The organism is Saccharopolyspora shandongensis (assembly GCF_900106995.1).
Taxonomy (GTDB): Bacteria; Actinomycetota; Actinomycetes; order Mycobacteriales; family Pseudonocardiaceae; genus Saccharopolyspora; species Saccharopolyspora shandongensis.
Window position 1 is genome coordinate 46,477 of record NZ_FNOK01000019.1, and the last position, 13,795, is coordinate 60,271.

Consider the following 13,795-nt stretch of genomic DNA (forward strand, 5'->3'; position numbering starts at 1 on the left):
GGGCAAACCTCCTCACGTGCGAAAACCGGCCACCCTCAGCACCCGGAGCCGGTTCAGCGCGGCCGCCAGCTCAAAGCGCCGCGGCACGGCGAAATCGCCCACGTAGCGCTCGTCGACGGCCAGGACGCCTCGCTCGGCGACGTCCGCGTCGAAGGCGTCGAGCACCTCCGCAACGGTGCGGGCGCCGTCGAGCACGCCCCGCCGCGCGCAGCTGACCAGCGCCAGCCCGATCCCAGTGACCTGCGCAGGGTCGACGACCTGCTCCACGCCGCGCAGCTCCACAGTGGATTCGCCCAGCGTCAACGCGTCCACTCCGCGGGCGCGGACCTTCGGCCGTTCGGTGGGGATCGAGCGCGGGTCCACGACGCGGTGCCGGACCTGCGGGAACGCCTCGGCCTCCGAACGGCGGCCGGTGGGCGCGGCGGCCAACTGCCGGGCGCGCCCGGTGACGTCGCGCGCATGGTAGGCGTCGAGCATCAGCACCTGGTCGGCCACGTCCATGTAGTCCCCGGAGCCGCCCATCACCAGCACCGTCGACACCCCGTGCGCGGCGTGCAGCGGCCGGATCAGGTCGACGAACGGCGTCAGCGGCTCGGACTCCTTGGCGACGAGCGCCTGCATCCGGGCGTCGCGGATCATCAGGTTCGTCGCCGCGGTGTCCTCGTCGACCAGCAGCACCTTCGCCCCGGCCTCCACAGCCTCCACGATCGCGGCGGCCTGCGAGGTCGAGCCGGAGGCGTTGTCGGTGGAGAAGTCGGTGGTGTCGGCGCCGGTGGGCAGGTGCCCGACGAACGGGCTGACGTCCACCCGGTGCACCCGCCGCCCGTCCTCGGCGCGCACCTTGACGGTGTCCTCGCGGCACACCACCAGTTCCCGTCCGTCGCCGGGAACGTGGTCGTAGACGCCAAATTCCAGCGCGCGCAGCAGCGTCGACTTGCCGTGGAACCCGCCGCCGACGATCAGGGTGATCCCCTCGGGCACCCCCATGCCGCGCACCCGGCCCCGGTTGGGCAGCTCGACCTCGACGCTCAGCGACTCCGGCGAGGCGAACGGCACCCCGTCGGTCAGCGGCCGCTCGTCGACGCCGCTGAGCCGGGGCAGCATCGCGCCGTCGGCGACGAACGCCACCAGGCCCAGGTCCGGCAGCATCCGCCGCAGCGCGTCGGTGTCCTCAATGGAGTCCACGAACTCACGCAGCCGCCGTTGATCGGCCGTGGCCCAGCGCAGCGCGGCCTCCACCGCGTCGGGCAGCTCGTCGCACAGCGCCTGCTCCGCCTGCCTGCCGTCGATGGTCCGGCCGCGTCCCGGCAGGTCGATGCCCAGGCGCAGCACCACCTCTCCCCCGGCGATCTGGCAGGCGCTGCGGTCCAGCACCTCCTGCCGGCCGGCGTCGACCCGCAACCGGCTGTCGCGGAGCCTGCGGTACACCGCCCGCACCAGGTATCCGGCCAGCGCCCGCGCGCGAACCGGCGTCGACCACAGCTGCTCGGGGAAGCCCGCGACCTCCGGGTCGATCCGGACCTCGCAGCGGCTGGCCGGGGCGAACGGGTCCGGCTGCACGCGCTGGACCTCAAGGGTGAATCCGCCGAAGGACCAGCAGCCACCCAAGGACTTGTAGCGGCCGTAGCTCGCGCCGTGCATGGCGTGCAGCTCCTGCCGCAGCGCTTGCTCGTCACCGCGATCACCGCGGGGCCGCTCGTCGCGCCGGTGATCGCCCGGCCGCCGGCCCCTGTACCGCCCCGCTCCGGGACCACCCGTTCGCTGTGCCATGCCCGAGACCTACCGGACGCGACGCCGATTCTCCAATCGGGAGACGTGGATCACGCCGGGTACCACCACAGTGGACAGCTCGTGTCCACATGGGGCAAAACCGGCGAAACGCCGTGGCGGACCTGAGCGGGCCCGCAATGTGCGGGTTATTCTCCCAACGCGCAAGATCCGCACCCCCGGTCCCACTCGACGACGATGCCTTTGCTGGTGAGGAGGCGAGTGCATGCTCCGCAAATTCCGCGGCCCGGTCGGCAGCCGTCAACGGCGACGCCCGGCCCGCAACGTTTCCCGCCGTCCACGTAGGACCGCAGCGCTGCTCGCGGCGGTGATCGCGACGGCCGCGCTGGCCGGCGGCACGGCCAACGCCGAACAGTCGCGCGCCGCCCCGCGGCTGAACCCGGAAGATCCCAATGGCGCCTGGGCGGGCTACAGCGTGCCAGGCGGCAGGGACGCCCAAGCGCGCTACCTCCCGGCCGGCGCGGTGTCCGGAATGGACGTCAGCGGCCATCAGGGTGACGTCGACTGGCCGCGGGCCTGGGCCGACGGCGCCCGGTTCGCCTACGTCAAGGCCACCGAGGGCACCGGCTTCCGCAACGCCCGATTCGGACAGCAGTACGACGGCTCCCACGACGTCGGCATGATCCGCGGCTCCTACCACTTCGGGCTGCCGGATCGCTCCGCCGGCCGCGACCAGGCCAACTTCTTCGTCGACAACGGCGGCGGCTGGCGCCACGACGGTCGCACCCTGCCCGGGGCGCTGGACATCGAGTACAACCCCTACGGCGAGGCCTGCTACGGCCTGGACCCGGCCGCGATGTCGCGGTGGATCGCCGACTTCAGCAACACCTACCACGCCCGGACGGGGCGCTTCCCGGTCATCTACACCACGACCAACTGGTGGAACCGCTGCACCGCGTCCAATCCGGACTTCGCTCCGAACAACCCGCTGTGGGTCGCCCGTTACGGCACCGACCTCGGCGCGCTGCCGGCTGGCTGGGATTACCAGACCATCTGGCAGCACAACGACAAGGGCACCTTCCCCGGTGGGCAGGACACCTTCAACGGCAACAACAAGCAGCTCAAGCGATTCATCTCCTGACCGTCCCTCCCAACGGCGATGCGGGCCGCCCCGGAGCTTCCGGGGCGGCCCGCATCGTTGGTCGCGCGGTCTACTTGTTCAGCAGGTCCGGCGGGATGGGCTGGTCGTTGGCGATCGCGTCGAACATGCGACTGGCGGCCTTGGAGTCCCAGACGACGACGGAGCCGCCGTTGGAGTCCTTGCCGAAGCGCCCGAACGGCGCGCTGGTGGTCACACCATCGCCGCCGCTGATGTCGCCCATCGCCAGGCCCAGCGAGGCCAGGTGCCACAGGTGGTCGCCGTCGTTGACCACGAACGTCTTGCTCGCGCTGGAGGCCAGCGGGAACAGCCGGAACGGGTTGAGCAGCGTCGACGGGCTGGTCGCCTTGTTGACCAGGGCGCCCAGCAGCTTGCGCTGGTTCTCCGCCCGCTCCAGGTCACCACCCTTGAGCGAGTAGCGCGCCCGCACGAAGGCCAGAGCCTGCGGGCCGTCCAGCTCCTGGCAGCCGGCCGGCAGGTGCGCGTTCGCCATTTCGTCGTCCATCGGCTTGTCCAGGCAGATGTCGACCCCGCCGACGGCGTTGACCAGGTCGGCGAACCCGCCGAAGCCGATCTCCGCGTAGTGGTCGATGTGCACGCCGGTGGCCTTCTCGACGGTCTCCGCCAGCAGTTGCGGGCCGCCGAAGGAGAACGCCGCGTTGAGCTTGGTCTTCCCGTGACCCGGGATCTCCACGTACGAGTCGCGGGGCAGGCTGATCAGCGCCGGCTGACCACCGCCGCCGGGGATGTGCACCAGCATCACGCTGTCGGTGCGCTGGCCGCCGGCGTCGCCGGCCGACAGCTCTTCGCGCTGCGCGTCGTCGAGGCCTTCACGGCTGTCGGAGCCGACCAGCAGCCAGTTGGAGCCGGACGAGTCCGGGGCCTGCCCGCTGAACGACAGCGCGTCGGTGCGCTGCAGCATGCTGTCGAAGTAGATCACGAGGCCGCCCAGCAGCAGCACCAGCACGACCAGGGTGATGCCGATGCGCCGGCCCCACCGCTTCTGCTTGCGCCGCGGCGGCAGCGGTGGCGGTTCGTCGTCCACCGGCCGCCGAGGGCCTTGATGAGGCGGAGGGGGCGGCGGACGCCGTCCGGGTGGCGGCCCGCTCGGAGCGCCCCGGTAGTAGTCGTACCTCTCGCCGCCGCCTTGCGGTCTCCGGCTCCTCGGCGGTTGTCCCGCCGACCAGTCGCTCATGCACACACCTGCGTCGGTTCGATCCGGCGCGCCCCGCACGCGCCGGGTTTGGCGTGAAGCATCGCAGACGACCGCCGGGGAATCACCCACCGCTACCGAACGGTGATCGGAGACCACCCGTTTCGGCTGGTGGCGGGCGTGAGTGCGACCTCACAGCCCGCCACCACGGCCGTGGTGGTCAGCCGTTGACGGCGTCGCGCACCGCTTCCGCCCACAGCCCGACGGCGTCGTCGACCTGTTCGGCGGTGACGATCAGCGGCGGGATCATCCGCACCACGTTGCCGTGCGGTCCGCAGGTCAGCAGCAGCAGCCCGCGCCGGGCGGCGGCCTGGTGCACACGGGTGGCCGTCTCGGTGTCCGGCACGCCCTCGGGGGTGCTGAACTCGTTGCCCACCATCAGGCCGAGCCCGCGCACGTCGCCGATCACCGGGTGCTCGGCGGCGACCTTGCGTAGACCCTCCTGCAGCCGGGCACCCTGTTCGGCGGCGTTGTCGACGAGCCCCTCGTCCCGCACCACGTCGAGGGTGGCCAGCGCCGCCGCGGCCGACACCGCGTTGCCGCCGTAGGTGCCGCCCTGCGAGCCCGGCCAGGCCTGGCCCATCAGCGCCTCCGGCGCGGCGATGGCCGACAGCGGGAAGCCGCTGGCCAGGCCCTTGGCGGTGATCAGGATATCGGGACGGATGCCGGCGTGGTCGTGGCCCCAGAACCGGCCGGTACGCCCGACGCCGGTCTGCACCTCGTCGACGATCAGCAGGATGCCGTGCCGGTCGGCGCGTTCCCGCAGGCCGGCGAGGAACTCCGGCGGCGCGGGGATGTAGCCGCCTTCGCCGAGCACCGGTTCGATGATGATCGCGGCGGTGTCGCGCGGCGAGCTGACGGTGACCAGCAGCTGGTCGAACTCGGCTAGCGCGAAGCGCACCGCGTCGGCCTCGCTGCAGCGGTGCCGGTAGGCCTCGGGGAACGGGGTGAACACGACGCCGGGCATCATCGGGCCGATCCCGGCCCGCACCTTCACCCCGGAGCTGGTGAGCGCGCCGGCGCCCATCGTGCGCCCGTGGAAGCCACCTTGGAAGGCGACGATGTTCTGCCGTCCGGTGGCCTGACGGGCCAGCCGGACCGCGGCCTCCACCGCTTCGCTGCCGGAGTTGACGTAGAACAGCCGGTCCAGACCGGCCGGGAGCACCTCGCCGAGCCGTTCGGTCAGCCGCAGCAGAGGCCGGTGCATGACGGTCGTGTACTGGCCGTGAATGAGGGTACCCACCTGGCGCTGGGCGGCCTCGACCACGCGCGGGTGGCAGTGGCCCGTGCTGGTGACCCCGATCCCGGCGGTGAAGTCCAGGTACCGGCGATCCTGCTCGTCGTAGAGGTAGACCCCTTCCCCGCGGGCGGCCAGGACCGGCGTGGCCTGCTTCAGCACCGGCGAGAGCTCAGCCATGATCGACTCCAAGGGTTCGTGACATGCAAAATGTAGGATTGTTGACAATCTCCGCTGACATGCAACCATCACCGAGCGTCGCTGTCCACCACCCGAGGCAGAAGGGTTCGCCGTTGCCATGACGATCTCAACCGAACAGCACCCCCGAGAGGCCGCCGTCGTCGACGCCGCGCCCAAGCAACTGCTCATCGGCGGCAAATGGCGCGATGCCGAAGGAGACCGCAGCTTCGAGGTCGACGATCCCTCCACCGGCCGTGCGCTGTGCTCGGTCGCCGACGCCTCCCCGCGCGAAGGGCTGGCGGCGCTGGCGGCCGCGGCCGATGCCCAGCCGCAGTGGGCCAAGCACCCGCCTCGCGAGCGCGGCGAGATCCTGCGGCGCGCCTTCGAGCTGATCATGCAGCGGCACGAGGACCTCGCGCTGCTGATGACGCTGGAGATGGGCAAGCCGCTGACCGAGTCGCGCGCCGAGGTCACCTATGCGGCGGAGTTCTTCCGCTGGTTCTCCGAGGAGGCCGTGCGCATCGGCGGCGACTACGCGGTGGCGCCCAACGGCAGCGGCCGGTTCCTGGTGATGCGCCAGCCCGTCGGCCCGGCGCTGCTGATCACGCCGTGGAACTTCCCGATGGCGATGGGCACCCGCAAGATCGGCCCGGCCATCGCCGCGGGCTGCACCACGGTGATCAAGCCGGCGCACCAGACGCCGCTGTCGATGCTGGCGCTGGCCGAGATCCTCATCGAGGCCGGGCTGCCCGACGGCGTCCTCAACGTGGTCACCTCGCGCAGCGCGGGCAAGCTGATGGAACCGATGATCCGCGACGGCCGCGCCCGCAAGCTGTCGTTCACCGGATCCACCGCGGTGGGCCGCAAGCTCATCGAGCAGTCCGCCGACCAGGTGCTCAAGGTGTCGCTGGAGCTGGGCGGCAACGCGCCGTTCATCGTGTTCGACGACGCCGACCTGGATGCCGCGGTCGACGGCGCGATGCTGGCCAAGATGCGCAACATCGGCGAGGCCTGCACGGCGGCCAACCGGTTCTACGTGCACGCCGACGTCGCCGAGGAGTTCTCCCGGCGGCTGGCCGAGCGGATGAGCGGCCTGCGGGTCGGCCGCGGAGTCACCGACGAGATCCAGGTGGGCCCCCTGATCGACGACGCCCAGCTGGGCAAGGTCACCGAGCTGGTCGCCGACGCGGTGCGGCTCGGCGCGGACGTCGTCACCGGCGGCGCCGGCCGCGACGGCGAGGGCTACTTCTACCAGCCGACCGTGCTCACGAACGTGCCACTGGAGGCCCGGATGGGCCGGGAGGAGATCTTCGGGCCGGTCGCGCCGATCACCACCTTCACCGACGAGCAGGCCGTCATCGCCCAGGCCAACGACACCGAGTACGGGCTGGTCAGCTACCTCTACACCCGCGATCTGCAGCGCGGCCTGCGGGTGTCGGAGGCGCTGGAGAGCGGCATGGTGGGCCTCAACCAGGGCATCGTGTCCAACCCGGCGGCGCCCTTCGGCGGCGTGAAGCACTCCGGACTCGGCCGCGAAGGCGGCAAGTTCGGCATCGACGAGTTCCTGGAGACCAAGTACGTCGCCGTCGGCGGCCTCTGACAACAACAGATTCGCGGCACGGCCTGCTTAGCGGGGCGGGGTTCCCTCCACTGTGGAGGGAACCCCGCCCCGCATCAGGTACCTCAGTTCACCATGGAGCCGTTGAGGCGCTCCAGCGCGTCGGTCATGTGCGCCGTCAGCCGCTCCAGCAGCAGCTGCTCGTCGCCCGACTCGATCGCGTCGACGAGCCCCTTGTGCTCGTCGACCAGCGCCTGCACGTCCGCGTGGTACTTGTCCTGCAGCGCCGTCAGGCACATCCGCTTCTCCACCAGCAGCGTCTGCGCCATCCGCTGCAGCCGCGGGCTGCCCGACACCCGCACCAGCGTCTCGTGGAACTCCTGGTCGGCGTCGGCCAGCTCGATCGAGTCGCCCTTGCCCGCCGCGGCCACCATCCGGCTCTGCGCCGCGGTCAGCTCCGCCACCGCCTCCACCCGGTGGTGGCGGACGATCTGCTCGCACGCGGCGCGCTCCACCGCCAGCCGGGCCAGGTAGATGTCGTGGACGTCCTCGGCGTCCAGCGTCATCACGAAAAGCCCGCGGTGCGGTTCGCTGCGCAGCAGCCCTTCGGCGACCAGCCGCTGCATGGCCTCCCGCAGCGGCCCCCGGCTGACACCCAGCCGGGCGGCGAGTTCGGCTTCGCCGAGCTGGCTTCCGGGCGGCAGCGACCCGTACATGATCGCCGCCCGCAGCTGGTCGGCCACGATCGCCGCGGTCGACTTGCGCTGCACCGGCTCTAACTCACCCGGCTGCTGGTTCTGCTCGTCGGTCCCGAGCACCTGACACCATCTCCTCATTCCGGGGAGGCATCGCGCTCCCCTCCTGTTCCCTCGCGGAACAGCGTTCCCAATCCGTCGCGCGCCGCGCGATCACCGGCCAGTCGCAGCGCCTCCCAGGCGCTGACCTGGTTGGCGGTGAGCACCGGTTTGCCGAGCCGGTCATCCAGCTCACCCAGCCACGCCGCGGTGTGCAGCGCGGTGTCCGGCATCAGCAGCGCATCGGCCCGGTCGTCGTCGTTGGCCGCCGCGAACTCCAGCACCGCGTCGCGGCCGAGCGTGCCCACCTCGGCGGCGGTGATGATGCCCCGGCTGGACAACCTCACCACCTCCAGCCCCGCGGCCTGCAGGAACTCGACGAACCTGGTGGCCACGTCGTCGGGGTAGGTCGCGGCCACCGCCACCCGCCGCAGCCCCAGGGCCGCCGCGGCGTGCACGAACGCGAACGACGTGCTGGACGTCGGCAGCCCGGTGACCGCCTGCAGCTTCTCCACCTGCTCCCGCGCGCCCTGCGGGCCGAAGACGAAACTGCCGCTGGTGCACGCCCAGATCACCGACTGCACACCGTGCTCCAGCAACTGCCGCGCACCCTCGGCGAGCACGTCGTCCGAGCCGATGTCCAGCAGCGCGTCCACCCGATGCGCGTCCTCGCGCATCAAGGTGTGCACCAGGGGCAGCCGGACATCACCGCCGAGCAGCCCTTCGAGCGCCGGGTAGTCGTCCTCGGCGCTGTAGCCGGGGTAGAGAATTCCTGCGGTGAACGGCACCGGTAGCTCCATCCTTAGTCGACATCGTTTCCGACACCACCGCTGCGGATCCGTCGACGCCAACACCGCACAACCGGTCGATTGTTGACAATGTTACCGCAGGGTCCGCAGCGGCTAACCCGTTCTTGATGCGATCGTCACGCGGCCGGCGCGTCCACCACCTGCATCAGCCGCTGTTCCGGGGCCACCGCCTGCAGCCCCATCTCGCGCAGCGCCGCCCAGATCGTGACCTGGTTGGCCGTCAGCACCGGCTTGCCCAGTTCCTGCTCCAGCGGCCCGATGATGTCGTAGGTCGGCAGGTTGGTGCAGCTGATGAACATCGCCTCGGCCTCCGGCCGGTCGGCCGAGCGCACGATGTCCACCACCTGCCGGTAGTTGACCTTCCAGATCTGGCCGAGCAGTCCCAGGCCGACGCTGGTGACCACCTCGATGCCGTGCTCGTCGAGGAAGCCGTGCAACCGCTCGGTCACGCTCTCCACGTACGGCGTGGCGATCGAGATCCGGCCGGCGCCCAGCATCTGCAGGGCCTGCACCAGCGCGCCGGAGGCGGTGACCGCGGCCGGCGCACCGGCCTGCCGCATCACCTCCACCAGCGCGCGCTCCCCCGTCGCCCCGTTCACGAAGCTGCCGGAGGTGCACGCGTAGGCGACCACCTCCGGCTCCGGGACCAGCAGGTCGCGAGTCGCGCCGTGCACCGCGGCCTCGTCGCTGACCAGGCTGGCCTGCTCGACGGTCACCGGCACCGGCACGAACGCCGTGCGCGTCAAATACAGCGAGACGCCCGCTGGGGTCCACCGCCACAGCTCGCGGTCCAGCGCCAGGTCGAACGGGGCGATCACTCCCACGCCGCGTTGCGGCTCCGGGCCCGATACCGCCCCGAGGAAGTCAGGCGGCATTTGTCCCCCCGTCAACCCTGGTAGCGGTCGTAGCGGAGGGTCTCGCCGACGCTGCCGGACCGCCAGACGTCGTTGCACGCCTCGGCCATCCGGTCCAGCCCCTCCACGATGGTGGCGTAGACGTTGCCCGGCACCCAACCCACGTCGCCGTTGAGCAGCAGGTTGTTCCGCCCGTAGAAGATCGCCAGGTCGATCACGCCGGGCAGCTCGTGGATGTTCTTCTCCTCCTTGAACTGGCGGTCCAGCATGCCGCCGGGGAAGGAGAAGTACACGACGTCGCCCGGGATCGGGGTGACCGTCGGGTTCTCCTGGCCGGGTTCATCGGCCGCGAACCGCGGCACCATCGTGTAGATCTCGTTGCGCGCGTACTTGGCGTGGTGCACCGGCCCGACCTGGGGCAGCGCTTGCCACACGGCTTCGCAGGTGCGGGGGGCGTCCTTGTCCAGCAGCTCCGCCACGCAGGACACACCGCGCTTTTCCAGCGTGATCGACAGGTACCTGGGCATCGTGATCTTCCGTTCGCAGGAGTGGGGACTGTTGACTCATCTCCTCCGGTCCCGGCCCCGCCGCGCGTGGTCGGGAATCGCCTCGGTCGCCGAGGGTACCCGTGGATTGTTGACAATCCTACGAACGCTTCATAGCGTGTCAATGCCTCGCGCCGAAGCGGTTTTCCCGTTCAGCGCAGGCGAAACAAACTCTTCATCCGGCGCGCCCGACGATCACCGTTGCCCGGCCCCCACGCCCCACCGCACCTAAGGTCAGGTCATGATCCACCGCACTCCCACGGTCGTCGTCCTCCACGGTGGGACCCCACCGGCGGAAATGGCCCGCATCCAAGCCCACGCCGAGTTGCGCTACGCCGACGCCGACCAACTGGCCGACGCGCTGCCCGGCGCCGACGTGCTGTTCGTCTGGGACTTCCGCTCCGATGCGATCGCCGACGCCTGGCCCCGCTCCGACGCCCTCCGCTGGATGCACGCCGCCAGCGCCGGAGTCGACCGCCTGCTGTTCCCCGCACTGCAGGACTCCGAGGTGCTGCTGACCAACTCCCGCGGCGTCTTCGACCGCCCGATGGCGGAATACGTGCTCACCACCGTGCTCGCCTTCGCCAAAGACCTGCACACCACGCTGCGACTGCAGGACCGCAAGCAGTGGCAGCACCGCGTGACCGAACGCGTCGCAGGCAAATCCGCCCTCGTCGTCGGCACCGGACCGATCGGCCGCGCCATCGCCCGCCAGCTCACCGCCGCCGGGCTCACCGTGTCCGGCACCGGCCGCGTCGGGCGCAGCGGCGACCCCGACTTCGGCGACGTGCACGCCTCCAGCGACCTCGCCCACGTCATCGGCGCCTTCGACTACGTCGTGCTCGCCGCCCCGCTGACCGAGCAGACCAAGGGACTCGTCGACGCCGAGGTCCTCGCCCACTGCCGGCCCACCGCACGGCTGATCAACGTCGGCCGCGGCGAACTCGTCGTCGAAACCGATCTCATCGCCGCCCTGCAAGCCGGGCAGCTCGGCGGCGCGGCCCTGGACGTCTTCGACACCGAACCACTGCCGGAGACCTCGCCGCTGTGGGAGATGCCCAACGTGCTCGTCTCCCCGCACATGTCCGGCGACACCATCGGCTGGGTCGACGAACTCGTCGACCTGTTCCTCGCGAACCTGCGCAGCTACACCGACGGCACGCAGCTGCGCAACGTGGTCGACAAGCAACGGGGTTACATCAGCGGAACGGAGCACTGATGGCGAACACGCACCCGGCCGAACGCACGGTCGCCGACCTCACCGCCACCGAACTGCTCGCCGCCTACGCCGCGGGCGAGCTGTCCCCGGTGGAGGCCACCGAGGCCGCGCTGCGCCGCATCGCCGACGCCGACCCGGCGGTCAACGCCTACTGCCTGGTCGACGCCGACCGCGCGATGGACCAGGCCAGAGCGTCCGAAAAGCGCTGGCACCGCGGCGAACCCGCCGGGCGGCTCGACGGCGTGCCGACCTCGATCAAGGACATCTTCCTCACCGAGCACTGGCCGACGCTGCGCGGGTCCCGAACCATCGATCCGCACCAGCAGTGGACCGCCGACGCACCCGCCGTCGCCCGCCTCCGCGAGCACAACGCCGTGTTCGTCGGCAAGACCACCACACCGGAACTGGCCTGGAAGGGCGTCACCGACAGCCCGCTGCAAGGCGTCACCCGCAACCCGTGGGACCCCACCCGCACCGCCGGCGGATCCAGCGGCGGCGCCGCCGCGGCCGTCGCGCTGGGCATGGCGCCCCTGGCCATCGGCACCGACGGCGGCGGATCCGTGCGCATCCCCGCCGCGTTCTGCGGCATCGTCGCCCTCAAGGCCACCTACGGCCGGATCCCGCACTACCCCGCCAGCCCCTACGGAACCCTCGCCCACGCCGGACCGATGACCGGCACGGTCACCGAGACCGCGCTGATGCTCGACGTGCTGTCCGAACCGGACAGCCGCGACTGGTCCGCGCTCGAACCACCGACCACGTCCTTCCTGGACGGGCTCGACGTCGGCGTCCGCGGCCTGCGCATCGCGATCAGCCTCGACCTCGGCTTCGACACGCCCGTCGACCCCGACGTGGCCCGCGCGATCACCGCCGCCGCCCGCGTCTTCGAAGAGCTCGGCGCCGTCGTCGAGCAGGTCGACCCCGGCATCACCGACCCCGTCGAGGACTTCCACGTGCTGTGGTTCGCCGGTGCCGCCAAGTCCGTCGAACACCTCACTGCCGAACAGCGCGAACTGCTCGACCCCGGGCTGCACGAGATCTGCCGCCAAGGCCTCACCTACTCCGCGCAGGACTACCTCGAAGCCACCAACACCCGGATGCTGCTGGGCCAGCGCATGGGTGCCTTCCACCAGACCTACGACCTGCTGCTGACCCCTACCGTGCCGATCCCGGCGTTCGAAGCGGGCCTGGAAGTGCCGCCCGGCTCCCCCCAGCCGCGCTGGACCAGCTGGACGCCGTTCACCTACCCGTTCAACATGACCCAGCAACCGGCGATCAGCGTCCCCTGCGGGAACACCACCGACGGGCTGCCGATCGGCCTGCAGATCGTCGGCCCCCGCCACGCCGACGCCAAGGTCCTCCGCGCCGCCCGCGCCTACGAGCAGACCCAGCCCCGGCTCCGCCCGCACACCCCCTGACACCGCGATCACGCCAGCGTCAACATGGTGGCGAAGCCCAGCGCCGTCACCAGCAGAGTGGAACAAGCCGCCAGCGCGAAGGCCTTCGGCCCGTTGCGCAGCAACGCCTTGATCCGCACCCCGAAACCCAGCGCGAACAACGCACCCGCCAGCAGCACGGTGGTCAGCTGCTTCGCACCATCGAGCACCTCGACCGGCAGCACATCCACGCTGCGCACCGCCACCGCGACCAGGAAACCGAGCACGAACAACGGCATCACCGGCGGACGCTCGCCGCCGGCCGCACCGCGGCGCCGGCGCTCCACCAGGCTGACCGCGGTCACCATCGGCGCCAGCAGCACCACCCTGCTCAGCTTGACGACCACCGCGACCGCCACCGCCGCACCGCCGGCCGGTGACGCGGCCGCCACCACCTGCGCCACCTCGTGCACGCTCCCACCGGCGATCCGGCCGATCTCATCAGCGGACAACCCCATCCCGACCGCCACCGCCGGCAACGCCAGCATCGTGATCGTCCCGAACACCGTGACCATCGCCACGCTCGTGGCCACGTCCTCGTCCTCGCGCTCGACGACGCTCTCCATCGCCGCCACCGCCGACGCACCGCAGATCGAGAACCCCGTCGCCACCAGCACCGACAACCCGCGCGGCACCCCCATCAACCGGCCGAGCAGCAACGTCCCCAGGAACGTCAGCCCCACGATCAGCAACACCGCCACCACAGTGCCCGCGCCCAGCCCCAGCACCTGCGAAACCGACAGCTGCAAACCCAGCAGCACGACCCCGACGCGCAGCAGCTTCTTCGTCGCCCACGCGATGCCCGGCCGGGTCGCCACCGGAAAACCCGGCACGTTCCCGGCCACGATGCCCAGCACCACCGCAGCGGTCAACGCGCTCACCGCCGGGACCAGGCCCGAAACCACCAACGACACCACGACCGCCGCGCCGGTCACCAACAGCCCCGGCCACAACGCACCGACACCGGACTGTTGCGAGCTGAATGTCTTCGTCACCAGTACAGGCTCGCCACCAGGACACCCGCGCAGTAGCCATGATCTGCACAGGACGTCATAGCCCAAGT

General features: G+C 71.0%; 12 protein-coding genes. 4 read left to right on the top strand and 8 right to left on the bottom strand.

Annotated elements, in window-relative coordinates:
• Window positions 1–12 precede the first annotated feature (12 nt).
• Window positions 13–1,770 (bottom strand): ABC-ATPase domain-containing protein, encoded by a 1,758-nt coding sequence (locus BLW84_RS21010; RefSeq protein ID WP_093267732.1) that lies wholly within the window; start codon window positions 1,768–1,770, stop codon window positions 13–15.
• A 223-nt stretch (window positions 1,771–1,993) separates the two neighbouring features.
• On the opposite strand from BLW84_RS21010, the gene BLW84_RS21015 reads away from it, so the two are divergent.
• Window positions 1,994–2,869, top strand: coding sequence for a lysozyme (locus tag BLW84_RS21015; RefSeq protein WP_093267734.1), 876 nt, complete (start codon window positions 1,994–1,996; stop codon window positions 2,867–2,869).
• A gap of 70 nt (window positions 2,870–2,939) precedes the next feature.
• Here the strand turns inward: BLW84_RS21015 and BLW84_RS21020 are convergent, their stop codons facing one another.
• Window positions 2,940–4,082: an LCP family protein gene (locus tag BLW84_RS21020; protein ID WP_093267735.1), complete on the bottom strand. Its 1,143-nt coding sequence runs from the start codon at window positions 4,080–4,082 to the stop codon at window positions 2,940–2,942.
• Window positions 4,083–4,260: 178 nt separating this feature from the next.
• Entirely contained in the window at window positions 4,261–5,517 is a 1,257-nt protein-coding gene (locus BLW84_RS21025) for an aspartate aminotransferase family protein (protein ID WP_093267861.1), read from the bottom strand.
• 118 nt (window positions 5,518–5,635) lie between these two features.
• Here BLW84_RS21025 and BLW84_RS21030 point away from each other — a divergent pair, with 118 nt between their 5' ends.
• Complete coding sequence (locus tag BLW84_RS21030; protein WP_093267737.1) at window positions 5,636–7,117, top strand: NAD-dependent succinate-semialdehyde dehydrogenase; 1,482 nt, start codon at window positions 5,636–5,638, stop codon at window positions 7,115–7,117.
• An 83-nt stretch (window positions 7,118–7,200) separates the two neighbouring features.
• Here BLW84_RS21030 and BLW84_RS21035 read toward each other — a convergent pair whose 3' ends face one another.
• The 4 genes from BLW84_RS21035 to BLW84_RS21050 all read right to left on the bottom strand — a co-directional run bounded on the left by BLW84_RS21035 (window position 7,201) and on the right by BLW84_RS21050 (window position 10,059).
• The gene (locus tag BLW84_RS21035; RefSeq protein ID WP_093267739.1) at window positions 7,201–7,893 is read right to left on the bottom strand and encodes a GntR family transcriptional regulator; all 693 of its coding nucleotides are present in this window, start codon (window positions 7,891–7,893) and stop codon (window positions 7,201–7,203) included.
• Window positions 7,894–7,907: 14 nt separating this feature from the next.
• Entirely contained in the window at window positions 7,908–8,657 is a 750-nt protein-coding gene (locus tag BLW84_RS21040) for a maleate cis-trans isomerase family protein (protein ID WP_483880105.1), read from the bottom strand.
• Between the two features lie 137 nt (window positions 8,658–8,794).
• Window positions 8,795–9,553, bottom strand: a complete 759-nt coding sequence (locus tag BLW84_RS21045) for a maleate cis-trans isomerase family protein (RefSeq protein WP_093267742.1) — start codon at window positions 9,551–9,553, stop codon at window positions 8,795–8,797.
• An 11-nt stretch (window positions 9,554–9,564) separates the two neighbouring features.
• The gene (locus tag BLW84_RS21050) at window positions 9,565–10,059 is read right to left on the bottom strand and encodes a DUF3830 family protein (RefSeq protein WP_093267744.1); all 495 of its coding nucleotides are present in this window, start codon (window positions 10,057–10,059) and stop codon (window positions 9,565–9,567) included.
• Between the two features lie 259 nt (window positions 10,060–10,318).
• Between BLW84_RS21050 and BLW84_RS21055 the strand changes: the two genes are divergently transcribed.
• Window positions 10,319–11,296, top strand: coding sequence for a D-2-hydroxyacid dehydrogenase (locus BLW84_RS21055; RefSeq protein WP_177226607.1), 978 nt, complete (start codon window positions 10,319–10,321; stop codon window positions 11,294–11,296).
• On the top strand, window positions 11,296–12,714 hold the full coding sequence (locus BLW84_RS21060) for an amidase (RefSeq protein ID WP_093267746.1): 1,419 nt from the start codon (window positions 11,296–11,298) through the stop codon (window positions 12,712–12,714). Before BLW84_RS21055 ends, BLW84_RS21060 begins: the two co-directional genes overlap by 1 nt.
• Before the next feature lie 8 nt (window positions 12,715–12,722).
• On the opposite strand, the gene BLW84_RS21065 is transcribed toward BLW84_RS21060, so the two are convergent.
• Window positions 12,723–13,727, bottom strand: a complete 1,005-nt coding sequence (locus BLW84_RS21065) for a YeiH family protein (protein ID WP_245761279.1) — start codon at window positions 13,725–13,727, stop codon at window positions 12,723–12,725.
• Window positions 13,728–13,795: the final 68 nt, after the last annotated feature.